At 55.6% G+C, this 25,727-nt stretch carries 23 protein-coding genes, 1 tRNA gene and 1 pseudogene; 11 read left to right on the top strand and 14 right to left on the bottom strand.

The window, feature by feature from the left end:
- Positions 1-46: 46 nt before the first annotated feature.
- Positions 47-499, bottom strand: coding sequence for a YhcH/YjgK/YiaL family protein (locus QOX26_RS06765; protein ID WP_283674210.1), 453 nt, complete (start codon positions 497-499; stop codon positions 47-49).
- Between the two features lie 27 nt (positions 500-526).
- Positions 527-1,414 (bottom strand): MurR/RpiR family transcriptional regulator, encoded by an 888-nt coding sequence (locus QOX26_RS06760; RefSeq protein WP_283674209.1) that lies wholly within the window; start codon positions 1,412-1,414, stop codon positions 527-529.
- A 232-nt stretch (positions 1,415-1,646) separates the two neighbouring features.
- Here QOX26_RS06760 and QOX26_RS14330 point away from each other — a divergent pair.
- From QOX26_RS14330 to QOX26_RS06705, 10 genes and pseudogenes are all read left to right on the top strand, one after another.
- Positions 1,647-3,281: pseudogene (locus tag QOX26_RS14330) on the top strand (ABC transporter substrate-binding protein).
- A gap of 81 nt (positions 3,282-3,362) precedes the next feature.
- Positions 3,363-4,322, top strand: coding sequence for an ABC transporter permease (locus QOX26_RS06745; RefSeq protein ID WP_283674206.1), 960 nt, complete (start codon positions 3,363-3,365; stop codon positions 4,320-4,322).
- 21 nt (positions 4,323-4,343) lie between these two features.
- Positions 4,344-5,234 (top strand): ABC transporter permease, encoded by an 891-nt coding sequence (locus tag QOX26_RS06740; RefSeq protein ID WP_283674205.1) that lies wholly within the window; start codon positions 4,344-4,346, stop codon positions 5,232-5,234.
- A 13-nt stretch (positions 5,235-5,247) separates the two neighbouring features.
- Entirely contained in the window at positions 5,248-6,276 is a 1,029-nt protein-coding gene (locus QOX26_RS06735) for an ABC transporter ATP-binding protein (RefSeq protein ID WP_283674204.1), read from the top strand.
- A 1-nt stretch (position 6,277) separates the two neighbouring features.
- Positions 6,278-7,291, top strand: coding sequence for an ABC transporter ATP-binding protein (locus tag QOX26_RS06730; RefSeq protein ID WP_283674203.1), 1,014 nt, complete (start codon positions 6,278-6,280; stop codon positions 7,289-7,291).
- Complete coding sequence (locus QOX26_RS06725) at positions 7,288-8,922, top strand: FAD-dependent oxidoreductase (protein WP_283674202.1); 1,635 nt, start codon at positions 7,288-7,290, stop codon at positions 8,920-8,922. Before QOX26_RS06730 ends, QOX26_RS06725 begins: the two co-directional genes overlap by 4 nt.
- Positions 8,923-8,957: 35 nt before the next feature.
- Positions 8,958-9,890: a dihydrodipicolinate synthase family protein gene (locus QOX26_RS06720; protein ID WP_283674201.1), complete on the top strand. Its 933-nt coding sequence runs from the start codon at positions 8,958-8,960 to the stop codon at positions 9,888-9,890.
- 22 nt (positions 9,891-9,912) lie between these two features.
- Positions 9,913-10,638, top strand: coding sequence for a glucosamine-6-phosphate deaminase (nagB, locus tag QOX26_RS06715; RefSeq protein WP_283674200.1), 726 nt, complete (start codon positions 9,913-9,915; stop codon positions 10,636-10,638).
- A 13-nt stretch (positions 10,639-10,651) separates the two neighbouring features.
- On the top strand, positions 10,652-11,353 hold the full coding sequence (locus tag QOX26_RS06710) for an N-acetylmannosamine-6-phosphate 2-epimerase (RefSeq protein WP_283674199.1): 702 nt from the start codon (positions 10,652-10,654) through the stop codon (positions 11,351-11,353).
- Positions 11,354-11,364: 11 nt separating this feature from the next.
- Positions 11,365-12,288: an ROK family protein gene (locus QOX26_RS06705; RefSeq protein WP_283674198.1), complete on the top strand. Its 924-nt coding sequence runs from the start codon at positions 11,365-11,367 to the stop codon at positions 12,286-12,288.
- 857 nt (positions 12,289-13,145) lie between these two features.
- On the opposite strand, the gene QOX26_RS06700 is transcribed toward QOX26_RS06705, so the two are convergent.
- The 12 genes from QOX26_RS06700 to pfkB form a co-directional block, all read right to left on the bottom strand.
- Positions 13,146-13,811: a zinc ribbon domain-containing protein gene (locus QOX26_RS06700; protein WP_283674197.1), complete on the bottom strand. Its 666-nt coding sequence runs from the start codon at positions 13,809-13,811 to the stop codon at positions 13,146-13,148.
- A 17-nt stretch (positions 13,812-13,828) separates the two neighbouring features.
- Positions 13,829-14,152, bottom strand: a complete 324-nt coding sequence (locus QOX26_RS06695; protein ID WP_283674196.1) for a double zinc ribbon domain-containing protein — start codon at positions 14,150-14,152, stop codon at positions 13,829-13,831.
- A gap of 12 nt (positions 14,153-14,164) precedes the next feature.
- Positions 14,165-15,757, bottom strand: a complete 1,593-nt coding sequence (locus QOX26_RS06690; protein ID WP_283674195.1) for an S-layer homology domain-containing protein — start codon at positions 15,755-15,757, stop codon at positions 14,165-14,167.
- Positions 15,758-15,788: 31 nt separating this feature from the next.
- Entirely contained in the window at positions 15,789-17,021 is a 1,233-nt protein-coding gene (locus QOX26_RS06685; RefSeq protein WP_283674194.1) for an S-layer homology domain-containing protein, read from the bottom strand.
- Between the two features lie 17 nt (positions 17,022-17,038).
- Positions 17,039-18,097 (bottom strand): S-layer homology domain-containing protein, encoded by a 1,059-nt coding sequence (locus tag QOX26_RS06680; protein ID WP_283674193.1) that lies wholly within the window; start codon positions 18,095-18,097, stop codon positions 17,039-17,041.
- Between the two features lie 57 nt (positions 18,098-18,154).
- Positions 18,155-19,270: an Ig-like domain-containing protein gene (locus QOX26_RS06675; RefSeq protein ID WP_283674192.1), complete on the bottom strand. Its 1,116-nt coding sequence runs from the start codon at positions 19,268-19,270 to the stop codon at positions 18,155-18,157.
- A 61-nt stretch (positions 19,271-19,331) separates the two neighbouring features.
- On the bottom strand, positions 19,332-19,613 hold the full coding sequence (locus QOX26_RS06670; protein WP_283674191.1) for a helix-turn-helix domain-containing protein: 282 nt from the start codon (positions 19,611-19,613) through the stop codon (positions 19,332-19,334).
- A 170-nt stretch (positions 19,614-19,783) separates the two neighbouring features.
- The gene (locus tag QOX26_RS06665) at positions 19,784-21,271 is read right to left on the bottom strand and encodes a helix-turn-helix transcriptional regulator (RefSeq protein WP_283674190.1); all 1,488 of its coding nucleotides are present in this window, start codon (positions 21,269-21,271) and stop codon (positions 19,784-19,786) included.
- A gap of 334 nt (positions 21,272-21,605) precedes the next feature.
- A tRNA-Leu gene (locus QOX26_RS06660) sits at positions 21,606-21,692 on the bottom strand.
- Between the two features lie 62 nt (positions 21,693-21,754).
- Positions 21,755-23,026 (bottom strand): dicarboxylate/amino acid:cation symporter, encoded by a 1,272-nt coding sequence (locus tag QOX26_RS06655; RefSeq protein WP_283674189.1) that lies wholly within the window; start codon positions 23,024-23,026, stop codon positions 21,755-21,757.
- Positions 23,023-23,874: a dTDP-4-dehydrorhamnose reductase gene (gene rfbD, locus QOX26_RS06650; RefSeq protein WP_283674188.1), complete on the bottom strand. Its 852-nt coding sequence runs from the start codon at positions 23,872-23,874 to the stop codon at positions 23,023-23,025. Before rfbD ends, QOX26_RS06655 begins: the two co-directional genes overlap by 4 nt.
- Positions 23,875-23,948: 74 nt before the next feature.
- Complete coding sequence (gene pfkB, locus QOX26_RS06645) at positions 23,949-24,920, bottom strand: 1-phosphofructokinase (RefSeq protein ID WP_283674187.1); 972 nt, start codon at positions 24,918-24,920, stop codon at positions 23,949-23,951.
- Positions 24,921-24,968: 48 nt separating this feature from the next.
- Between pfkB and QOX26_RS06640 the strand changes: the two genes are divergently transcribed.
- Entirely contained in the window at positions 24,969-25,724 is a 756-nt protein-coding gene (locus QOX26_RS06640; protein ID WP_283674186.1) for a MerR family transcriptional regulator, read from the top strand.
- Positions 25,725-25,727 lie beyond the last annotated feature (3 nt).

The following is a 25,727-nucleotide window of genomic DNA, read 5'->3' as shown; positions in this document are numbered from 1 at the left end:
TGCTCCGTCCACTGCGTTTTTTTGCGCAGGGGGCGGAGCATTTTGTTTAGATGTGAATTTTGCAGACCAACTTGTCCACAGCGCAGGAGACATCCAGTACGAGATGGGGCAGATGTCCCTCGCCGGGTGCGACCAGCGCAAACTGGCCCGGTGCAAGCGGCAGCGCGTAATCGGCTTCGCCGGTGTACATGACGGCGTCCTCAGCGAGGCGATCCTCCGCATGGGACAATTTCTCCACCGCGGTGACCGCCATGCGTTCGCGACCGGAGAGCACGATGTGCAGGTCGAGGTAAGCTTCGTGTGCTTCAAACAGCGAGTCAGCCTGCTTTTCTGAGGTTTCATAGCCAAAATGGTTGAGATAAACCGTGTCGCCGTCGATTTCGGTGCGGCCGTGGGGCAATGCGGACAAATCCGTGCGGGTCAGATACGCAATCGTACGGTCGAGCGCGGGGGAAAGGCCGATGTAATGCGCAAGGTTTGAAAGTTTGTCATAAATCATGCTGCGTTATCCCTTTCTGTCAAAAAATCAATCTTTTTTGCCAATCATCATTGCCTTGGTGGCGGCGAGCGCCTTTTGCCGGTTCTCATTCGTGTAGTCGAGGCGGCGGGCACAGTATTCGTTATAAAGAATATCAATCAGAAAAAGCTGGCTGATTTTTGCCGCAATCGACCCTTGTTGACGGGTGCTCTCGTCCGCGCCGCAGATGAGCAGAATGTCTGCATAAGCCGCGCCGGGTGAGGTCGGGAAGCGCGTCACAAGAATCAGCTTGGCTTCGGTTTTTTGCAGCAGCTGTCCCACCTCGGACAGCTCGCGCGTCATGCCGGAAAAGGAGAAATACAGCACAACATCGTCTTTTCCGAGAATGGCGGCGGTGTCTGCCTGCAAATGCGAATCCGGCACCCAGTGGAAGTTGGGCGCAATCGAAGCAAACCGCCCCCACGCATCCATTGCTACAATCGAGGAGTTGCCCTGCCCAAAACAGTAAATGTTGCGCGCCTGACCGAGCAGCGCAACCGCCTGATCAATGCGCGGATAGTCCAGTTGATCCAGCGTTTGGGAAAGCGCCTGCTTGCCGACGTTGTAAAGCTTCATACTCTTTTGCTCAATGCTGTCATCGGGCGCAATTTCCCCGTAGAGGTCAATGTCCTCCTCGGCAGGCTTGTTTGCATCGGAGAAGGTGGCCTGTGCGGCCTCATATTTGAAATTGCGGAAGCTGCCGCAGCCGATGGAACGACAAAACCGCGTCACTGTGGCAATGCTCACCCCGCAGGCTGTGGCCAGTTCGGATACGGACGACTGCGCGATTTGGTATTTATGGTGCAGTACATAGTCGGCCAGCGAGGTTTCCGAGCGGGAAAGTGTGCAGTATGCGTCAATGATACGGGAAAACACGTCCTTGGTTGGCTCTGGCATAGAATCACCGCCTTTATCAGTCTGCCATCAGTGTAGCCGAAAATGGAGCGGCTTACAAGACGTCAGCCGTGAAAAAAATGCAATTCAGCCATTTGCACAATTTGTGAAATAAATTTTCATATTTTTATACTATTAAAAAAGTTTTACACAAAGCATACAATGCTGATAACGAAAGCCGAAGGAACAGAAAGCCTGAATCCCCTCTTGCGGGCAACTGTTAAAGCAGGCGGTAATGCACAAATTGAGAGGAGCAAGAAACATGAAAAAGAGTACCTTTAGCAAGCTATTAAAGGGCGTCAGCGCTTCGCTGGCTGCAGCAATTCTTCTGAGCGCATGCGGCGCGGGCGGCAAAACGACGGACACCGGGGCGGGCACTGCGGATAGTACGGCCGGCAGTACGGCCGCGGCCACCAGTCTGAACCTCGCCGTTACTACCGGCGACGGCTCGTCTACCGACGACAAGATTCCTACCCCCTGGTACAACCGAACGCTTGCCACCAACCTGATGTTCCGATCTCTCTTCCTGGCAGACAGCACGCTCGCCGAGGTCAAGCCGGACTTGGCCGAATCCTACAAAGTCAGCGACGACGGACTGGTGTACACCATTCAAATGAAGGACGGCCTAAAGTGGAGCGACGGCGAAGCGCTGACCGCGGACGATGTGGTTTGGTCGATTCAAACCGCGCTGACCGCCGCGCAGATTAACCCCAACTATGCAACCGCCTTTGCAAACATCAAGGAGCTGTCGGCTGCGGATGGTACGATTACGATTACGCTCAGCACACCGTATTCCGCCATGGCAGCGGTGCTGGCACAGTTCGCCATCCTGCCGCAGCACAGCCTGAAGGATGCCGATCCGCTCAAGATGGAGTCGGATAAGTTCTGGACTGCACCGGTTTGCTCGGGTATGTACACCCTCGATGAACTGAAGCCCGGCAACTATTTCACGCTCAAGGTAAACGACCAGTACGAGGGCGCCGCACCCAAGATTCCGGGTGTGACCGTTTACTTTGTGGCGGACTATATCACGGCTGCACAGTCCGGCAAGGCGGATTATGTGTTCGGCAATGCATCTGATCTGGTGGAAACCCTTTCCGGCATGCCGAATTATACCGCAAACAAGGTGGATGTGCTGTTCTACAAGTACTTCCTCTTTAATATGAAGGGCGCGGACGGCAAGGAAAACACCGCAATGCAAAATCCGCTCGTGCGCAAGGCACTGATTGAGTCGATTGACCGCACAGCACTTGCAAGCCTGTACCCGAACGCAAACATTCTGTCCAGCGGCGTTCCCATGACGGACAGCGCGAACAACGGCTTTTAGTGGAAGTACGATCCCGAGCAGGCCAAGGCAGATTTGAAGGCCTCCGGCTACGATATGAGCCGCACGCTGCGCATTTGCTATTACAACAACGACCAGACCTCGATTGACTTGATTAACGCGGTTGTTTATTATCTGGAGCAAATCGGACTCAAGGTGGAAGCAACCCTCTCGAACGACGGCACGACCGACCTGTTCACCACCCGTGAATATGATATGGGCTTTAAGGGCAAGAGCGCCTTTACCATCAACGAATGGTACACCGAGTATATGAGCGGCGATGCGCTCTTCAGCAAGGTGTTCGGCGGCGATACCGCGTTTGACAGCTCGGTTGCGGCACTGCTTGCGGCAACGGACGATGGTGCACGCAAGACCGCGCTGGCCAGCCTGCAGAAGCTGGAGCAGGACAACATTTATAAGGTGCCGATGTTCACCGTAGGTACTTATGTATTCACCAGCAACCATGTCAAAGTGCCCTCAGGCGTGACCTTCTGCAACCCGCTTTATATGTGCGACCTTGATTTTGCCAACTGGGAACTGGCTTAACCCATCCGGCACCGGCGGAGACGCGTTCCGCGTCTCCGCTTTTTTTCCCAAATCTCGCGTGCTCTGGAAGGGAGCTGTATCATGTTAAAGTACATCCTGAAAAAGATTCTGGCGATGATACCCATGCTGCTGCTCATCAGCATGATCGTATTCTTCGGCCTGCAGCTCACCGGCGTTGATCCGATTAACTTCATGGTCAGTCCGGACGTTCTGTCGGCCAATGCCGCCAATGTGGAGGCACTGCGCGACTCTCTGGGACTGAACGACCCCGTTATCGTGCAGTATTTTCACTGGCTGGGCAAGGTGGTCACAGGTGATTTAGGGTATTCGTTCGATGGCTCGTCCATTGCCGAAACCATCGCGGTGCGCCTGCCCTATACCTTTGAACTGGCAGGGTGGAGCCTGCTGCTTTCGGCCATCATCGGCGTGGGCATCGGTATTTTGTCGGCCATCCGCCAAAACGGCATTATTGACTATGTCGGCCGCGTGCTGGCCGTGTTCGGACAGGCCGTGCCGCAGTTTTTGGTCGGCATTATCCTGATTCAGATTTTGTCTATTCAGCTGGGTTGGTTCCCGGCAGGCAACCGCGTCAGTCCGGGGGCGGCGAGTGCCTTTATTGATGCGGTGCAGCATTTGTTCCTGCCCGTGCTCACGCTGACAATCGGCATGGTCGCGGTGCTGATGCGCTATGCCCGCAACACCACGCTCGATGTGCTGAACAGCGATTACATCAAGACCGCCCGCTCCAAGGGCATCCCCGAGTGGAAGGTGTACCTCAAGCACGGCTTCCGCAATGCGATGAAGCCGGTACTGGTCATCGTACTGTTCCGTATTCCGATGCTGGTGGGCGGCTCGGTTGTTATTGAAAGCGTGTTCTCCTATCCCGGCATCGGTTTGACTATGACCAATGCCATCACCTCGGGCGATTATCCGGTGGTGCTTATCACAACGCTGATTATCGCAGCGGCGATGCTGATTTGTTCGTTCATGGTCGATGTACTCAACGCTTTGCTGGACCCGCGCGTTCGGCTTGGCGAATGACGCCGGAGGAGGGGCATCCATATGGAAAACCAAGTCACAGGCATCAAGGAGCGCAATAAAAGCGCATCCGCGTCCCTGCTGAAAAAGAATATTCGCAAGTTTCTGAATAACCGGCTGGCGATGGTCGGTCTGGTTGTGATTATCGTTATGGTGGCGGCCTGCGTCGCGGGTGCGCTGATGGGTGTGGACTACAACACGCCCGACCTGTCCAACATGAAGGCTGGCCCGTCCGGCGAGCACTTATTCGGCACAGACACCATCGGCCGCGACCTGTTTGCGCGCGTGCTGTATGGCGGGTGCTATTCCATCCTGATCGGTGTGCTGTGCGCGGTGCTGAGCAATGTCATCGGTGCGGCACTGGGCGCGGTCGCGGGTTATTTCGGCGGCAAGGTCGACAAGCTCCTTGTGCGCGTGTCCGAGATTTTTCAGGCGTTCCCGCAGCTGGTGCTGGTCATGATGATTGTTGCAATTATGAATCAGCGCGGATTGGGAAACCTGCTGTTCATTTTCGTGATTACCGGCTGGATGACCACCTTCCGCATGGTGCGCAACGAGTATCTCAGTCTAAAAAATGAGACCTATGTCAAAGTGTGCGAGGCATTTGGCATGTCCAACAGGCGGATTATGTTTGGTCAGATTCTGCCCAACGTCATGAGCCCGATTATCGTATCCACAACGACGAACGTTGCCTTCTTCATTTTGCAGGAAGCGGCGCTTTCCTTCATCGGCCTCGGCGTGGCGGACAGCACGCCCACCTGGGGCAATATTCTCAACGCGGCCAAGTCGGTTGCGGTTGTCACCAACCAGTGGTGGATTTGGGTGTTCCCCGGACTTGCAATCACCCTGTTTGTGCTGGCGATCAACTTCTTCGGCGACGGCCTGCGCGATGTGCTTGACGCCAAGCAGCAGTAAGGAAGGTGCAGAAATGGAATCCAAGGAACTGATTTTAGAGGTTAAAAAACTCAATACGACCTTCGTTTCAGATAAAAAGGAAACCAGAATCGTCAAGGATGTGTCGTTTGCCGTCAAGCGCGGCACAACGCTTGCGGTGGTGGGAGAATCCGGCTGCAGCAAGAGCGTGACGATGAATTCCATCATGCGTTTTCTCGGCCGCAATGCCAAGGTGGAGGCGGAGAGCATCCGTTTCACCGCCAAGCGTGCGGATGGCACTGCCGAACCCCATCAGCTTGAAGGCATTAAAAATCCCAACGGCGCCGAAATGCGCGCCCTGCGCGGACCGCAGATGTCCATGGTGTTTCAGGACCCGATGTCCAGTCTGAACCCCGTATATAAGGTAGGCGATCAGGTTGCGGAGGGACTGATTCAGCACACGGGCATCAGCAAGAAGCAAGCGCGGGAGCAGGTGCTCGAGCTGTTCCCCAGACTGGGCATTCCCGACCCGGAAAGCCGCATCGACTGCTATCCGCACCAGTTTTCGGGCGGCATGAAGCAGCGTGTGGTCATCGCAATCGCGATGATCTGCAATCCCGAGCTTATCATCTGCGACGAGCCGACCACCGCGCTCGATGTGACCATTCAAGCACAGATTATGGAGCTGCTGAAAAAACTGCAGGTGGAAAACGGGAAATCCATCATTCTGATTACGCATAATATGGGTCTTGTTGCCGAAATGGCGGACGAAGTGTGCGTCATGTACATGGGACGCGTGGTCGAGTTCGGCTCGCTCGAAGATATTTTTGATCACCCGAGCCATCCGTATACCAAGGCGCTGCTGCGCAGCGTGCCGGTGCTCGGACTGGCGGACGGCCAGAAGCTGGAAACCATCCCCGGCATCACGCCAAACCCTGCCGATTTGAAGCCGGGCTGCGAATTTGCCGACCGCTGCGCCGAGTGCACGGAGCGCTGTCGGGGCGCCAATATCCCCGCATACGAAATCGCGCCCGGCCATCGGGTGCGCTGTGTCCAATTTGATCATTTCCCGGAGGTGGATTGATATGAAGCAGCAGGAAAAAGAGATTCTCTTTCAAATCCGGGATTTGCGCACCTGGTTTCCGATTACCAAGGGGTCGTTTAAAAAGGTCGTCGGGCACGTGAAGGCGGTCGACGGTGTCAGTCTGGATGTGTACCGCGGCGAAACGCTCGGCGTGGTCGGTGAGTCGGGCTGCGGCAAATCAACGCTCGGCAAGTCCATCATGATGCTGGAAAAGCCGACCGGCGGACAGTCCCTGTTCCGCTACGGAAACGACTTTAAGGACGTGACAAAGTTCAGCCGCGAAGAAATGTTCCAGTTCCGCTGCAAGGTGCAGATGGTGTTTCAGGATCCGTATTCTGCCCTTAACCCGCAGAAGAAAATCTACACCAGCTTTGAAGAGCCGCTGATTGTGCACGGCATCAAATCGCAGCAGGAGCGGGAGGAACTGATGAGCCGCGCGCTGCGCATGGTCAACATACAGCCGGACTATCTGATGCGCTATCCGCATGAGTTTTCCGGCGGGCAGCGGCAGCGCCTGTGCATCGCCCGGGCACTCGAGGTCATGCCCGAGGTGCTTGTGTGCGACGAGCCGGTTTCCGCACTGGATGTTTCCATTCAGGCGCAGGTACTCAACCTGATGAAGGACATTCAGAAGGAGCTGCGGCTGACCTACATTTTCATCGCGCACGATCTGTCTGTCGTGCAGTATATGAGCGACCGCATCGCGGTGATGTACTTGGGCAAGGTGGTCGAGCTCGCCGACTCCCGCGCACTGTATGACGATCCGATGCATCCCTATACCCGCGCGCTGCTCAGCGCGATTCCTGTGCCCGATATTCACAACCCGAAAAAACGGCAGGTGCTCGAGGGCGAGGTGCCCAGTCCCATTCGCAAGCCCACAGGCTGCGCGTTTCACAACCGCTGCCCGCACTGCACCGAACGCTGCAAAACCGAAGACCCGCCGCTGCGCGCAAAGGCGGGGGATGAGACGCATCTGGTCGCCTGCCACCTGTATGACGCAGCCGTATCGTCATGAGCGGCGCGGAAAACAACGCGGTGCTTCGCCTTTTGCCTGAGCAGAGGAGCGATGTATTGGTTGTCGGCTGCGGTCTTGCGGGAGTGACCGCCGCAATCGCCGCCGCCGAAAACGGCGCGCGTGTCACGCTGCTTTCGGCGGGGGCGGTCTTTTCCGGCTCCAGCTTTTATCCGGGCACGTGGGGTCTGGGACTTATCGCGCCGGAAAGCGACGCGGATCGGCAGGATTTGATGGAAACCATTCTCGCGGTTGGCTGTGGGATGGCCGAGCCGACGCTCGTCCGCACGCTGGTTGACGGCATCGGTAAGGCAATCGAAGCGCTCCGGACAGACGGCGTTCATCTGCTGCGTGCGGAGCACGCGGGGCAGCGGGAGTTCATCCCCTGCTTTGACCACAAGGCACGCGATTGGAACGGTATTGCTTTTGACAGTGCGCGCAGCGTCTTTTCGGCACGGCTGACGGCGCTGAACATTCGGGTCGTTCCGCACTGCGAGGTGCTCGAACTGGTGCGTGCACAAGGCCGCGTGTGCGGCGCGATTGCGGCGCACGAGGGTGTGCTGCACTATTTCGGCTGCGGGGCACTGGTGTTGGCGACGGGCGGCTGCGGCGGTCTGTTCCGTGAGCGGCTGACCACCGGCGATGTGACTGGCTGCGGTCAGGCGCTTGCGCTCCGGGCGGGGGCAAGGCTGACCAATTTGGAGTTCTTTCAAATCATGCCGGGCTATCTTTCGCCTGCGAAGAATACGATTTTCAATGAAAAAACCTTTCGGTTTGCGTCGCTCTGGGCAGGAAATGCCCCTCTGCTGCCGGAAAATACGCACACAGATGACCTGCTTGCCGAGCGCGCGACGCATGGGCCCTTTACCACGCGCCTGTCCTCGGCGGCGGTCGATCTGGCGATTTTCCGTGCCTGCCTGACACATCCGGAGGGCGTGACCGTGCGCTATTCGCAGGCGATGAAGGACGCGCCGCCCGAATTCATCCGTACCTATTTTGACTGGCTGCGGCGGGAAAAGGGGCTGAGCTGGGACGACCCGGTGCAGATTGGACTGTTTGCGCATGCGTCCAACGGCGGCATTGTGATTGATGCGCGTGCCGCAACGGGTGTGCCGGGGCTGTTTGCCTGCGGCGAAGCGACCGGCGGTATGCACGGTGCGGATCGCATCGGCGGTTTGTCCACGGCAAATGCACTGGTGTTTGGCGGCATTGCAGGGCGGGAGGCCGCGCGGGACGCGGCCGCCGCACCTCGCTGTCCGGCCTGTGCCGCGTTTGACGCATGGACATCGGCTCGGGCAGGGCAGGCGCAGGAGCAGCTTCGCGCGGTGATGTCGAGGTATGCACTGCTTGCCCGCAGCGAGGAGGGTCTTGCCGAGGCACGGAACACTCTGCGCACCGCAGCGGACGGCCTGACCCGAACGCCCGCGGAGACCATTGCGCAAACGGTGCTCGCCCATCGGGTCGACGCGCAGCTGCTGACCGCGGATGCCCTGCTCTCGGCGGCGCTGCTGCGGCGGGAAAGCCGCGGATCTCATCATCGAATTGATTATCCCGCACCAAAGGCCGTGTTGGCTGAACGGATCGAAATTGCGCTGAAACAAGGCGATGTAACCGTGCGTTTTGCGGGGAACTGAATAGAAACCATCCTTTTGGAGAAACGGAGTTTAACATGAAAGATCTGACAAAGTATCAGGGAATTATCCCTGCGTTTTATGCCTGCTATGATGACGAAGGCGCGGTAGACACCGCACGCGTGCGTGCACTGACCCGCTATATGGTGGAAAAGGGCGTTAAGGGCGTGTATGTCAACGGCTCGTCAGGCGAGTGCATCTATCTGTCGATTGCCGAGCGCAAGGCGATTTTGGAAGCCGTGATGGAGGAGGCCAAGGGCAAACTGACGGTCATCTGTCATGTTGCGGCAAACAACACGGCCGATTCGATGGAGCTTGCCGCCCATGCCGAGTCCTGCGGTGTGGATGCTATCGCCTCCATCCCGCCGATTTATTTCCATCTGCCCGAGCATGCGACGGCAAAATACTGGAACGACATCTCCTCTGCCGCGCCGAACACCGAATTTGTGATTTATAACATTCCGCAGCTGGCCGGCACCGCGCTGACCATGAGCCTGCTGGCCGAAATGCTGAAGAATCCCCAAGTGGTGGCGGTGAAAAACAGCTCCATGCCGGTGCAGGACATTCAGATGTTTAAGGATGCGGGAGAAAAAGCACGCGGATGCGGCAATTTTGCGGTATTCAACGGCCCGGACGAGCAGTTTATCGCAGGCCGCGTCATGGGCGCGGACGGCGGCATCGGCGGCACCTATGCGGCCATGCCCGAGCTGCTGCTCAAGGCGGACGCACTGCTTGCCGCAGGCAAAATCGAGCAGGCACGCGAGGTGCAGTACGCAGTGGATAATATTATCTATGCACTGTGCGCCTGCCGCGGCAACATGTATGCAGTCATCAAAGAGGTGCTGCGCCGCCGCGAAGGCCTGGATATTGGCAGCGTGCGTGCGCCGCTTGCCCCTGTGCACGCGGACGACGCAGCGCAGATTGAGACTTGCTGCCGGATGATTGACGAGGCAATTTCTAAATACTGCTAAAGCGGAAGGAGAATAGACAATCGTGAGAATCATTCGCGCGAAGGATTATTCGGATATGTCCCGCAAGGCCGCCAATATTCTGTCGGCACAGGTCATCATGCAGCCGGACGCGGTGCTGGGCTGCGCCACAGGCGGCACGCCGGTGGGTATCTATCGGCAGCTGATTGAATGGTATCAACGAGGCGATTTGGACTTTTCCGAGGTTACCACCGTTAATCTGGATGAATATCGCGGCATTTCCCGCGAGAGCGAGCAAAGCTACTGGCACTTCATGCACAGCAATTTCTTCGATCATGTCAATATTGCACCCGAACGCATTCATTTGCCGGAAGGGAGCAACCTCAATGCGCAGGAGGTCTGCCGCGCGTATACCGAGATGATCCGCAGCGTGGGCGGCATAGATTTGCAGCTGCTCGGCATCGGCACCGACGGTCATATCGGCTTTAACGAACCGAACACCGTTTTTGAGATGGATACGCACTGCGTCGATCTGACCGAGTCTACCGTTGAGGCAAACAAGCGCTTCTTTGCGCGGAAGGAGGATGTGCCGCGCCAAGCCTATACGATGGGTATTCGCGATATCATGCAGGCGCGCCGCGTGCTGATGGTGGCAAGCGGTGCGGACAAGGCGAAAATTGTTCGACAGGCATTTTTCGGCCCGGTCACACCTGCCGTGCCCGCCTCCATTTTGCAGATTCATCCCGACTTTACACTGATTGTCGATCAAGAAGCGGCCGCTGAAATCTGAAAAGAGGGAAAACATGAACAAACAACAGCTGTTAGAACAATTGCATGGAGGTCTGGTCGTATCCTGTCAGGCGCTTGAGCACGAGCCACTTTACCGGCCGGAGGGCGGCGTGATGCCGCTGATGGCCAAGGCTGCTTTACAGGGGGGCGCAGTCGGCATCCGCGCCAACACGGTACGGGACATCCGGCAAATCAAACAGGCGGTGGAGCTGCCGGTCATCGGCATTATCAAAAAGGACTATCCGGGCACCTCAATGTACATCACCGTGACCATGGACGAGGTCGATGCACTGGTGGATTGCGGGGCGGATATCATTGCGGTGCAGGGCACAAGTGCGCTGCGGCCGGATGGCAGCAGTGCGGCTGATTTTATCCGTGCGATTCGGGAAAAATATCCGAATCAGCTGATTATGGCGGATATTGCTCGCCTTGAGGAAGCAATGGACTGCGCGGCGGCAGGCGCAGACTTCGTCGGAACGACGATGCGGGGCTACACGCCGGAAACCAAGGGCATTGACGAGACCGACATTGATTTCATCGCGGTGCTTGCCCGCGAATGCCCGGCCAAGGTCATTGCCGAGGGGCATATCCATACGCCGGAGCAGGCGGTGCGCTGTCTGGATGCAGGCGCGTGGACGGTCGTGGTAGGCGGAGCGATTACGCGTCCGGCCGAGATTACCGCACGCTTCACCGCCGCCCTGCAAGGCAGAAACTGAGGGCGGACGGCATGAGCAAACCGATTTTCTGCATTGATATAGGTGGAACTGCGGTAAAACTGGGTCTGGTGGACGATAAAGGTGCGGTTGTGGCGCATGCGGAGCAAAGCGTCAGCTTTGACGGCTACCGCACGCCCATTCTGGACACGGTGCTGCGTGCGGCGGAGGAGTTTTTGTCGCACCAGCAGGCTATGCCCGCTGATTTGGCGGGAATCGGGGTCTCCGCCACCGGTCAGGTTGACTGCCGCCGCGGTGTGGTGGTGGGAACGGGTGGCAATCTCCCGGGCTGGTTGGATGCTCCCATTGCCCAGCGTCTGCGCGAGGCGTTCGGACTGCCGGTTACGGTTGCGAATGATGCAAACTGTATGTGCCTCGGCGAAACGTGGGCAGGCGCGGCCGTCGGCTATACCGATGTGATTGGCGTTACACTGGGCACGGGAGTAGGTGGTGGCGTGCTGACCGGTGGCAGACTGCTCGAAGGCGCGCGCGGACTGGGCGGAGAGCTGGGGCACATGATGCTGCACGCGCGGGACGGAATCGCCTGCGGCTGCGGACAACGCGGCTGTTGGGAGCGCTACGCCTCGGTCACGGCACTGGTCGGGCGGGCGCGGGCGCTCGATGCTTCACTGACTGACGGCCGCCGAATTTTTCAGGCGGCTGCAGAGCAGCGTGAGGATGTTCTGGCGCTTCTGGATGACTGGATGAGTGAAATTGCAGAGGGACTGATTGGTCTGACGCATTTGTTTAACCCGCAGGTTATCCTGATTGGCGGCGGCGTTTCGGGGCAGCAGAAGCTGCTGATTGAGCCGCTGCGGGACAAAATTCGGGCGGGCGTGATGCCGGCCTTCGCCAAGGGACTGGAGGTGCGCGCAGCGCAGCTGCAAAACCATGCCGGACTGGTCGGCGCGGCGTACTATTTTCTGCTGCATATGTAAAGAAAGCACCCCCGATACGGCAACTGCCGTATCGGGGGTGCTTTTGGCTTAAAAAGCGAAGGAAAAGCAGGGGGGAGGGGGCATCATTCGGCAGCACGGCGGCTGCCGGAGGCAGTTGACTGCCTTGCCCACTCCTGATAAGATTACCAATCGATTCCGGGACTTTATCAAGCGGAAAGGCTTCAAAAAAGTTCGTTTTCACGATTTGCGGCATTCATGTGCGACTTTGTTGGCAACTAAGATTATGAATCATCTTATCAGACAATAAAAGGAGGAGAGGTTCACGCTAACAGAGATAGTTTTTCAGGCGGCAGATAGAAAGATGATCATATCTGTCGCCTGAAAGCTTTTGTGGGTTGGCGTACTTCCTGACAAGGTTATAATTGATGGGGCTTCCGAATTATGCGGAAATGACAAAAAACAGAGTGATGCTTATGACGCGATGCCAAACAAGAGTTTGAGGGGGAAGTAAATGTGGATTATATGTGGAAGGATAAGCGTTGTGTTTACTGTGACAAATTAGGTGCTGGCCTTGTGCCGTAATCAAAAATCGGTATGGGTAGCATTGTGCGCAATCTCATTTATAGCATTGACCTTGCTGATGCAGTATGGTCTTGTGCTTGATTGGGTAAATAGCAGCGATTGGGCTGCGTTAATGGACGTTGTGCCATCAATGTTTGGAGCATCTCGAGCCAGAGCATATCGTGATTAATCAAATTACTTGTATACGCTTCCTGTGCATCGATGGCATCTACGAATGCTTTTTCTGAGAATGCGACAATTACAATATCGCAACAGCGATATCACTACGGTTTAGATTGTCACTGCGTATCTGAGAGCCGAAAGAACAATACGATCTAAAGCTTTGTGCCGCAATCGCCGCAGAAGCGCATCCCGTCCGCAACCGCCGCGCCGCACGCGGGGCATTTTTTCGCTTGCAAGCCAGCGCCGCAATTCTGGCAGAACTTTCCCGCACCGGCCGGCTTGCCGCAAACAGGGCAGGTGATGACCTGCGTTTCCAGCTTGCCGCTCCAAACCGTTTGCTCTGCGGCAGCTTCATCCAAATTGCGCTGCATGGCTTGCGCCTTTGCCCTGGCGACGGCGGTTTTCTGCCGAGGTGCGCAGTCGGTACACATGCCTTCCTCTTCATTAAAGCAGGAGGCGCACACCCAGTGATGGCAGCCGTGACAACGGCTGAAGTGCTGCTGCGCCTCGTTTTGTGCGCGTACAAACGCCTGCTCATGCTCCTTTTGCCATTCGGCACTCATTCCATCGAACCGTTCGGATAGAATATCTCCGCCTCGCTCCAACGAATAACCAAGGTTGCCGAGCGCCCCGCCAAAGAGGCCGCCTAAAGCACCCGCACCTCGTGCTAAGCCCCGCAGTCCGCGGTTTTTCTTTGAGGTTTCCGATTGTATAAAGCTGGTCTTGTAGCCGTCGTTGCAGACATCGCAGTAAAAAGTAAATTGAAACCCGGCCTCCGTGCTGTTGTCCTCATAATTCCGGGTGAATGCTGTCATCATGATAAAATCCCTCCGATTTATAGTTTTTTGCCGCAGGCAGTGCATTTGGCATTCTCAAAAAACTGCATCTCGCCGCAGCGCGGATTTAGGCACTGCTTCAACAGACTGCCGCCGCATGCGTCACATTTTTCGCCGACAAAGGTCTGCTTTCCACATCGGGGACAGGCAATATGGAGTGGCCTGCCGCAGCCGGAGCATCGCATATCCTCCCGGCGGATTTCCCGCAGGCAGGTGGGGCAGAGATCGACAAAGGGTGCACGACTGCCGCATTTGGGGCAAAACCGACTGTCTTGAGAAATCAACGAGCCGCACTGTCGGCACGGTTGTTTATAGACGGCCATTCATCATACCTCCTATTTCCCGAGCGTTTCCAAGCTGCGCACCGCAATGATAAGGGACTGCTCTCTGGTGGCGTTGGTATAGCCTGCAGCTTGCTCTGCAGCGGTGGTGTTTCTGGGGGCAAATTTATTGTCACCCACCCCTTTGATGATTTCGTGCTTCGCCATGAAATAGACGCTTTCTTTCGCCCAAGAGGAAATCATTGCGTCATCGGAAAACTGCAATGCGCCGGCGGCGTCAAGCGAGACGCCGGGCTTCGCCGCCTGCACGGTACGGGTGAGCATGGTTGCAACCTGCTCCCGTGGAATCAGAAGATTGGGCTGAAAGGTGGTTGGCGTGGTTCCTTTGGTGATACCGAGAGCATACGCCTTGAGGATTTCCGCGTCAGCGGTATCGGTAAAGGGATTCTGCGGATTGGGGGTGGCGGTCTTGCCGCTCATCACTTCGTAGAGCCGGACAGACAGGGCGGCAAACTCGGCACGGGTGATGTCACGGGCCAAATCCTGCCCCTTCAGACAATCGGGGATGAGCCCCGCTTGATTTGCCTTTTCAAGTTCCGGCGTCGCCCAAGCGGATGCGTTGCTCCATGCATCTGCGTTGGTGCCGATGCTATTTGACCAGGGCGAGACGAACGTGGGTGTCCCGTCACCGTTGACGGGCGCATGGCCGTCGGTCAGCCCGTCGTACCACTCATAGCGCATGCGAAGCTGAACGGCAGTGGCGTCGATTTTGATTTGCTCCCCGTCCTGACGCGCGGGTAAATCCGTCCAACTCTCGCCGCTGGCGAAGAGCCAGGAGACCGTTTGCGTCATATCGTGCTGCCATGTCCCCTTGTCATAGCTGACCTCAAGTCGAAAACAGGCGAGACCTGTGGGATTGGTTGCAGCGTTCATCACATCATCGGGGTGTTTGACTGTGAATTTCACTTGGGGCCGCTTGTCAATGCCGGAAAGCTGCACATTGATGCCCGAGAGTACAGGAGCGGTCGGGAATGACTTAGGCTTTTCTACTGCCGCGCCCTTGCCCCATTTGACGGCAGACCAAGCAGAGGGATAGATGGCAGCCGCCTCATAATCCTCGGCGGAAACCATTTCATAGCGCACCCGCGCTTCCAACATGTGATTGACTCCGTCCAGAATATAAGAGTCGGCTTCGTCATCCACCACGGTCTTTTTCAGCATGGGCTGGAAGCCGGAGAAGAATTCCTCCCCTCGGTTCTGCGCCCCGTATCCAGGTTGGAAGTAGACGAAGAATGCATTGTTGTAGGTGCTGCCTCCGGTGCCGTAGCTGCTGCTCCAAAAGGAGTCGTAATAGCTGTCCGGCAGAGCGAACCAGTTTCCGTTATCCACCTTGAACTCGTAGTAGATGCGGGCACAGTATGGGCCGTAGCTATCCTCCCCCACAGGGGTGACAGCCTTTAAAAAGGTTTGGTCAAAGGTGAGCTTGAGGCCAAGCCCGATTGTTTGGCCATCGTTTGCAGCAATTTCATAAACCGCCACGTTCTGCGGCGCATCCACCTTAGGATCACCGGAAGCAAAGGCGATCGTGGGGAGCATGGTTAGCACCAGCATAAAAACCAGTGCAAGGGATAATGTTTTTGTTTTCATGGTACGCGTCCTTTCCTAAAAACAGCTTTATTTAATATGAATGACAGATGCGATTGGCAAGCAGCAGCGCCGCCTCTCTTGAACAGGAATGGAGCGGCATGAAAGCACCGGCCGAACCTCTAATGATGTCTTCGGACGACAAATAGGAAACCGCATCAACAGCCCATGCGGCAATCTGCTCGCTGTCATTGAAATGAGAGGGAGGAGCGGCACTTAAGCGTTCCTCCGGCAAAGAAACTTGAATGCATCGGAACAGCATCGTTGCCAGCTCTTGCTGGGTTAATTGCAGGTCGGGCGCAAATTTTCTGCCTCCGACCCCGTAAACGATGCCCAACCGCGTTGCGGAAATGATTTCCCAACCCCCTTGTGTTTCCCCCAACACGACATCGGAAAATGGAGAGGGTGCGCTATCGTAGTCATAAGCCTGCGGATCTTCGGCAATTGCACCGTATACGGCCATCACAACTTGTGCAAATTCTGCTCGCGTAACCGGCTGCGTCAGGTCGACACCTATCAGAGATGCCGGAATAAGGTTGTTCTTATATGCTTGTTTGAGTTCATCGGCCGCCCATGGAGACGCGTTTGTCCAAAATGCATCAGGATTGGAGCTTGTTCCGCCTGCGGTAAAGGTTCCAAGACCGTTTACACGCACTTCGCCGGAATAAGGAGAAAGCTGCATGACGGCATAGTCACTGCCACCCATTACTTTCAGGAATGAATAGAATCGCACGCGAAAGGTATAGACCCAATTCTTATAAAAGCCAAAAGGGTCTATCGTATTCAAATATACGCTAAAACCATCAAAATCGTCGGCGGCAGCAAGCTCTCCCAGACGTTTTTCGTGTTCGGCAGACAATTCTTTCTCCCTGTAAAAATCCGTGCTTGTGAGGCCTATCGTTTCGTGCTGGACCCCCTTGATATCCAAGCTGAAGAACACGGAGGTGGGGCTGTTACTGTAAGTGAGATCCACCCGCTTTTCCCAGTCCTCGTTATGGAGCTGCCACGGACCGTCCGCAATGCGGTATTCAATGACATAGCCCACGCGATAGGCATCATCCATTGCTAAGTCCTGCACGCTCTGGGGGATAGAAAAGCTGATGAACAGATAGAGCGGCATTGTCCTGCCATCCGCCTCCTCACCGGTGACGGTAACGCTAACGGCAGGGGCGGGGTGAATCACGTTGCTATCAGCCGCTGCCGCAGACAGAGGAAGGGCCAGCAGCAATGCAAGCACCAATGCAAATGCGGTTGCCTTCGGTTTCATAACCTATCTCCTTGTACTCATTCCTGTTGGTTGATTCGATAAAAGCTCTTTTCGATGCCGATATTGTCATCCTCGGTCAGTGTCAGGCGTCCATCCGCTTCAAATACAAACAGAAGCCGGGCATCGGCCACGCTTTTGTCCGAATAGGCTGCCTGTTGGCCGCTGCCAAAGGGACTCCAGCTCTCTTTAATGCCGGTCAGTGCAATGGTATTTCCCGAAACAGCGTATCTTCCCTGCCAGAGGAGGAGGCCGCTGGCCACCCAGCCGGAGCCGCCCAACATATATTTGAAGGTTCCGTCGGCGTTAAACCGATAATAGGTTCCGCTGTAAGCGCTCTGAATCAGCTTGCCGTAGGCGTCAAAATAGTCTACGTTCGGCCCCTCGGAGGACCAGGAGCCGACAATGCTTTGATTGACCTGTGCCGGCGGTGTAGTCACCTCCGGTACTGCACCACCCAGAGCTTCGTACAGCCGCACGGTCATCACCACGGCCTGCTCCCGCGTGCAGGGCTCCGTCGGGGCGAAACGCCCGTCTCCCATGCCGCCGATGACCTCATATTGCGTGAGATACAGCACAAAGGGCAGGGCATAGGGGGCGATTTGGTCTTGATCGGTGAACATGCGGCGCACGTCATAGGTGGTGTCCGCATCCGGTGCAAGCACAAGCACTGCCCGCCCGAGCATGGCGGCAATTTGCTCGCGCGTGGCGTTTCCGTTGGGGTCAAATCTGCCGCCGCCCACACCGTTTACAACCGCCATCTCATAGGCGAGCAGAATGCGGGGGTTTTGGGTATCTGTAAAGGTGTTTGGATTCAGCTCCAGAGAGGAGAGGTCGTAAAAACTCTCGCCCAGATTGGCCATGAGTTCGGCAAACTCCTCACGGGTGACATTCGCTTTCATGTTACCGCGAACCCGGTCGGTTATGAGGCCGACAGACTCGGCTTTTTCCAGCTCAGGGTATGCCCAATCGCTGTAATTCCGGTAGTCTGCCGCCTTGGCTTCTGCAAAGGCGATTTGCGGCATGCAAATCGCTGCCAAACACAGGGCTGCGGCAAGGGCAATCATTTTCGCTTTCATGTTTGCTTCCTTTCTCAGTAAAACGCAGCGTCAACCACACGCATCGGGCAGTTGTGATTATGGGAAGATAGGACTGCGGGAGAACGTGCCATCGGCACTGCATTGGGCAAGGCCGTTCTGTTCCGCTGCCGGGAATCGCACCGTAGCGTAGCGGCCGTATATATCAAGGGCATAGGGCTGGCTTTCCGCATTCGTACCGCCGAATGGCGCGGTTGCAGTAATGCCGCCAACTTGATACGTATAGCTGCCGCTGACAGTAATGGGACTGGTCAGCTCGCCCAGAGCCATTAAGCTTCCCGGCAGATGTGCTACGGGAAGCTGCTGCGTGATGCTGTTGGGGTCGGGATGGGGAACGATCACCGCGTGGTAAGCGGCATTGTCCATTTTCACAACCTCCACGGTGATGGGACTTTCCTCGGCAGTATCGTGCTCCTGATAATCAATCACCTCTCCGGCGCCTGCCAATTGTGCATTCATAAAGGCCAGCAGTTTTTCGCGGTTTAAGTCAGCGTCACCGTAGAAAATGCCGTGATATGTACCAAGAGGTGTTTTGCCGCCCTTTTTTTCCACAATGAACTTGATATGAACATCAGCATCCAAGGTTATGCCGTCATTGGTCACGGTGGTAGGGTATTGCGTATCAATCTTGATTTTCCAGAGATATTCGTCAAGCTCGGGTATTGTTTCTACGGTAATCACATCGTCCGGCACCTCCACGGGAATCTCGGGTTCCTCGCCCTGAGTCTCTGGGGAATCGTCTGGCCGGTCGGGCGGTAGCGGCGGCTCTTCGGGCGGCAGACTGCCGCTCCAGAGCAGTGTTAACCCTTCGGCGGTCACTCTCGCCGCACAGCTGGCGGCTTTATCTCCTGCTTTCGCGGTAACCGTGGTTTCTCCTGCCGCCTTCGCAGTCAAGGTTCCATCCTCGCTGATGTCAAGCAAAGCCGCATCCGCCGTTTCCCACTGTACAGCGGCATCTGCCGGCACGGTGGAGGTCTTGAGCTTTAGGATACGCCCTACCGGCATTTCTACTGCATGAGGATATAGCGTTAAGTGCTCTGGCGTGTTTTCCGAACTGTCTGCGGTGTGGCTGTCCTGCGCATTCTGCACAGCTGCGTTTGAGCAGCCGGACAAAATCAGCAGTGCGGACAACAAGGCTGCAATTTGTTTCATCATTTCCTTCACCTGCACTTCCACAGCTTCCGTTCCCACAATTTACAGCTTCTTTTATTTCGATTCATGTGTCATTCTCCTGTTCAAAATCGCGATAGCGGATAATCAGCTCCGCTCGGGAGGTAACACCCAATTTCTTGTAGATTGCCGTCATATGGGTATTAACGGTAGAGTATTTTACCCCAAGCTGATTGGCTGTTTCTTGCAGGGTGTAGCCATCCAAGAGGAGCCGAAAGACATCCATCTCCCTTGGTGTCAACCCCAACGGCTGTGCGCCCTCGGCTTTGATAGAATCAGGTCTGACCGGTTTTCTAAACTGCTTTTTTAGCTGTTCCCAAAACGACATATCATCTGTTCGCCTCCCAACGTTAAATTTGCTTTGGCAAGTTCATTCTGCAAGGAAAACGGATGACACACAATTCATTAGTTTATCTGAAAACAAAAATACAGTACCTCATTAGTTCTAATGAGGTACTGTATTTTGCGTCTTTTTATCTGCACATTCTATATGTAGCGTTACTCGATAAATTCCTTAAAGAGCAGTGTAAGCTCGGTGCGGCTGTTGATGCAGAGCTTGCGGTAAAGTGCCGTGCAGTAAGTGTTGGCGGTTGGGTAAGCAATTTCGAGCATGGCGGCAGTCTGACGCAGGGTGTAGCCACGCAGCAATAGCTCGCATACCTCGGTTTCCTTTGGGGAGAGCCGAAGGTCTTTGAGTCTGGCGCGCAGGCGACTTTCAAAGTTCACGTCCTGACGGTAGCTATCGTCAATCCACTCACCGCTGTACAGCAGCCGCACAAACAGCGGCGAGAGTAGGAAAAACAGGATTAGGATGCAGACCGACAACGTGCTGAGAATGGGCAGCGCATGTTTGAATAACCGCATACTGCCAAAGCCATAGAAATAGTAAACGGCAGAAAGAATGATGCCCACACGATAAAAAGTGATGTTTTGAAACTTTTTTGCCATAAAACCCGCCAGATAGTAGATATTGACCAGACCTATGGAATAGGCAAGTCCAAAGCAGACTGTGCAGATGAGAGCGGCGGCGATATAATGCTCCGCCACAACTCCGATGACAAAGCCAATGGTCAGTAGCGCCAGGGAGAGGTTGAGCATGGTGCAAAGGTTAAGTTTCCATTGCTTTTGCAACAAAAGAACCAGGCACAGCCCCGCGACGATGCCCCCGAAATACCAAAATGCCAAGGGAAGCTTCAATGTGTTTTTCATCTCAAATAGCAGCAGCGGCGCGATTACATCATTAAACGCAAGGATAACAAATACGAGAGCCATCAGTGACCACCCTTGCCTGGGGAACGGATTTTTCTCCACATTTGGGACTAAACTTCGCTCGCACGTGAAATAGACGGAGCAGACTAGCATGGACAGTAGGCAGCAAAAAAGAATAAATGCGGAAAAGGAAATCCCTTTCAGATAACCGGCTACCAACGGATGAATCATCATGAGCAATTTGGGGACAAAAATGCCAAGGATCATGGAGTAAAACTTTTCTGCGTTATTCAGCATCATGAAAAAGCCATAGCCGCAGGATGCAAAAATATGCCCCACTGCTACCGCGATAATCAGTTCAAGCCAAAAGACCATTGCCATAGAGAACTTAAAAAAAGTGAGCAGAACAAAGCTGAGCATCGCCGCTGCTACGCTGTAAATTGTGACAGGCACATAGCGGACACCCTTTGAAAAGGTGGTAATCAGCGGGCAGACGATAAGCCAGATATAGGTTGCGGTGCGCTCATGGCCGGTGAGCGCACCCCCGTCCAAGAACAACAGATTGCCGTTGGGCAGGAAATAGCAGTAGAGCCAGGTGAAAATGATAATCCACCCTGCGAAATACGGCAGCGATTCCCTGCGAATGGAGCGCGGGGACAGAACCGCCCCCGGCTTACGTACGGTTTGGAGTCTGTCGGCTATATGGTGCAGCATCTCTTTGATGACAATCCCTCCTTTGTCGTCAAGCAGTTTGTCTGTACATACCACCATTATCATACTATAGTTCAATGATACTTCAAGAATCAGGAAGATACAAGTGGCAAGGGTGCTTATTTCACTAATGGCAACTGAATCAGCGCGTGGGGCTGCGAAATGAGATATGAGATGCTGTGGCCGCTGCCACATTCAAATACCTCTTCTTTTTTCTAGGCCGAAGAGAAATTGTCAAGTGTTTTGGAGAAATCTTGGAGAAATGGCATGCCAGCGGCCGAAAAAACCTGCAGAGACAGGCGTTTTAACTGTATGAGAATCCTGTATATTTTGTTCCGATTTTCAAATAAAAATTAAAACAGGACTCTGTTTCTCTCTGAAAGAGTTACAGAATCCTGTTTGGTGCCGCCAGCCGGAATCGAACCGGCACGGTTATAACACCGGGGGATTTTAAGTCCCCTGCGTCTACCAGTTCCGCCATGGCGGCATGCTCCTGTATTATAACAGACCTACCGCAGAAAGTCAACTTTCTGCGATAGGTCTGTCCGCTTAAACGCTTTCGGCGTTAAAAACGTCACGATCGAGCGCTTGGTTTTGGCTGGCGACAATCGTTGTGCACACCGCGTCACCCGTGATGTTGACTGCGGTACGCGTCATATCCAGAATGCGGTCGATGCCCATGATAAAGCCGATGCCCTCAATCGGCAGACCGACCGAGGCCAGCACCATCGACAGTGTGACCAGTCCGACCGACGGCACGCCTGCCGTGCCTATGGACGCGAGCGTCGCGGTGGCAATAACGGTTAAATAGTCCGCCGGTGTCAGCGCAATGCCATACGCCTGCGCGATGAATACGACGGCAACGCCCTGCATGATTGAAGTGCCATCCATGTTAATCGTTGCACCGAGCGGGATGGTGAACGACGAAATGCGGCGCGAAACGCCCATTTTGCGCTCCAGCGTGTCAATCGAAAGCGGAATAGTCGCATTCGAGGTCGCCGTCGAGAAAGCAAAGCCCATGACGGGCAGGAATTTCTTGACGAATTTGATCGGATTGAGTCCCGTAAAGGCCTTAAGCAGCACCTGATACGAACCGAAGCACTGAATCATCAGCGCGAGCAGCACCGCGCCCATATACTTGAGCAGCGGGCGAAATGCGTCAAAACCCATGCCCGAGAAGGTTTTTGCAATCAGGCAGAATACACCGATCGGCGCAAGAGACATGACCATCATCGTCATTTCCATCATGATGTCGTTGCCCTGCTGAAAAAAGTTGTGAATGAGCTGCGTCTTGTCCTGCAGCTTGGCGAGAATGATGCCGATGATAATTGCAAATACGATGATTTGCAGCATGTTGCCGCTTGCCAATGAGCTGAACGGATTTTTCGGGATGATATCCAACAGCGTTTCCGCCATCGACTGCTGGGCGGTAACGGCGGTTTCAGTAGTCTCGAGTGCCGATAAATCCATGCCTACGCCGGGATTAATCAGCTTTGCAACGCCCAGCGCGACGCAAATGGCCAGCGCGGTTGTAAACAGGTAGAAAACAACCGTGCGCACACCGACCTTGCCGAGCGTCTTGGTATCGCCGATGGCGGCCGCGCCGCAGACGAGCGAGCACAGCACCAACGGTACGACCAGCATCTGCATCAGCCGGAGGAAGCCCTGACCGATGACATAGAAGAAGCCGTTTACCAAAATATCATCAAAAAAGGCGTTGCTTGGCGCAAAATAGTGCAGCAGCGTGCCGGTAACCGCACCAAGCAGCAGGGCAATAAAGATTTTCGTGGTCAAACCGAGCTTTCGTTTCGCTTTCGTCACGCTTTGCCCTCCTTCCGTCCCGCGAGATAGACGCTCAGTGCGTCCTTCCAGTCGGGCATTTGATGCAGTTCTGTCATGCGCATCATCATATTATCGAGCAGCGTAAAGCGCGGCCGCAGCGTTTCGCCGGCAATGGTCGATTCAACGGACACATCGTCGTAACCCGCAAGGCGCAGAATCTCGCGCGCAAACTCCGCGCGGGAGCATGAGCCGGTGCAGGAAGCGTGATAAACACCGTATTCACGGGTGTAAATCAGCTTTTGGATGAAGTCCGCAAGCGCGTCGGCACTGGTCGGGGAGGAAATTTCGTCGCCCGGCAGACAGATGGGTTGTCCATTCCGCGCGGCTGCAAGTACCTGATCGACGAAATCATTCGTGCCCGCGCCGTAAATCCACGAGGAACGCACAATCACGTGCTTGTCCGTGAGCTCGCGTACCAGACATTCACCCGCGTACTTGCTCTTGCCGTAGATGGTGGTCGGATGCGGCTCAAGAAACTCATGCAAAGGCTTTGTGCCAAGGCCTTCAAATACATCATCGGTCGAAATCTGGATGAGCTTTGCATCCAGCCGACGGGCGGCCACGGCAAGGTTGCGCGCGCCCAGCGCATTGGTTTTGTAGGCAAGCTCCGGATCGCTTTCGCACAGATGCACGTCGGTCAGGCCGGCGCAGTTGATGATGACATCCGGATGGCTGACATCCGCAAAGTGGTTGACCGCCGCACTGTCTCCGACCGGAACGTCGTCATCACTCACCAGAATGCGGCATTCCACACAGTCGAGCAAGCGGCGCAGCGCCGAGCCCAGACGGCCGCTCGAGCCCGTAATCCAAATACGGGTATTACTCATAAAATCCCCTCTCTTTCTCCGTTGTGAGGATATAGTATATCATAAAACTGCAATTCAAACAAGAAACGTATGAATCATGCGTGCAGCGTGGCAGGCAGTATGGTGCGCACAAGCTGCGCACAGACCTCTTCTTCGGTGGGCAGCCAATCGGAGAAAGCAGAGGCGCTGCCCGCGGCGACGGCGGCCTGCAGCGCGGTCGGAAATTCGCGCGTTTGGTACAGTCCGGACAGAAAACCCGCGACCATGCAGTCGCCCGCGCCGACCGAATTGCGCACCCTGCCATGCGGTGCGGGGATGGTCAGCGCTTTCCCCTCGCAGGGGACGAGCACCGCGCCCTCGCCCGCGAGCGAGACAAGCACATTCTGCGCGCCCTGCTGCTGCAAGCCGCGCACCGACTCGACCAGATGGTCCAGCGAGTGCGGCGTGCAGCCGGTCAGGCCGCGCAGCTCGTCCAGATTGGGTTTGATGAGGAATGGGTGTTCGGTCAGTGCGTCCGCAAGCGCCTGTCCCGCCGCGTCCACGACGGCGAACGCGCCTGCCTGCGCCGCGCGGTGGGCAAGGCGGGCGTAAATATCGCAGGGCACACCCTGCGGCACCGAACCGGACAGTACAAGCGTGTCGCCGGTGCACAGTCCGCCGAGTTTTTGTTCGAGCGCCCGCAGCGCTTTGGCGGAAACCTCCGGGCCGGCGGCGTTCAGCTCGCTTTCGGCGGCCGACTTGATTTTGACGTTGATACGCGTCATGCCACAGTCCAGTGCGATGAAATCCGATGCGATGCCGGTTTCCGCAAGCAGCTCGCTGAACATCTGTCCGGTCAGTCCCGCCGCAAAGCCGAGCGCGCATGTGGGCAGGCCGAGCCGCGCCAGCATCAGCGAAACATTAATGCCCTTACCACCCGGATAGAGCCGTTCGTCGTGCGTCCGATTGAGTGCGCCGAGCGCGAGACAGTCGGTATGTACGATGTAGTCGAGCGAAGGGTTGAGCGTGACGGTGTAAATCATAAAATCGGCCTTTCGGAAGAAAAAATTCAAAAAAACGGTTGACATTGACGCAGCGTCAACGGTTATACTGTGCTTGCAGGGAGGGAAAGCCAAATGGAATACAGCATTGACAAACTGGCGCGGCTCGCCGGAGTGAGCACACGTACACTGCGGTATTACGACCAAATCGGACTGTTAAAGCCCGTGGGCACAAGCCGCGCAGGATGCCGCCTGTACGGCGCGGAAGAGGTTGATCTGCTGCAGCAGATTTTGTTTTACCGCGCGCTCGATCTGCCGCTTGCCGAGATTGCCCGCATCGTGCAGGCGGATGATTTCGACCGCAGGCAGGCGCTTGAGAGCCATTTGGCGGCGCTGCGTGCACGGCAGACGCAGACTAAACTGCTGATTGAAACCGTACAAAAAACGCTTTTATCCTTGGAAGGAGGAGCCAAAATGAGTGATACAGAGAAGTTTGAAGCCTTCAAAGCGCGTATGGTGCGCGAGAATGAAGAGGCATACGGCGCGGAGACACGCGCAAAATACGGTGACGCGGCGATGGAGGAATCCAACGCGCGCATGCTGGGGCTGAGCCGGGCGGATTATGGGCGTTTCCAAGCCCTCGAGGCCGAAATTCGGCACGATTTGGAGCAGGCCGTCCGCGCGGGCGAGCGGCCGACGAGCGATGCGGGCCGCAGCATTGTCGAAAAGCACCGTGAGTGGCTGTGCTATACGTGGCCGCAATACTCCGCTGAAGCCCATAAGGGACTGACACAGGGTTATGTTCAGGATGCGCGATTTACCGCATATTATGACCGAAATGTTGCCGGATGCGCAAAGTTTCTGCAGGATGCGGTGCTGTTTTTCGCCTGATGC

The sequence above is a fragment of the Butyricicoccus sp. Marseille-Q5471 genome (assembly GCF_951230135.1).
Lineage (GTDB): Bacteria > Bacillota > Clostridia > Oscillospirales > Butyricicoccaceae > Agathobaculum.
The sequence above is the reverse complement of the archived record's forward strand: the minus strand, read 5'-3'. Positions and strand labels throughout refer to the sequence as shown.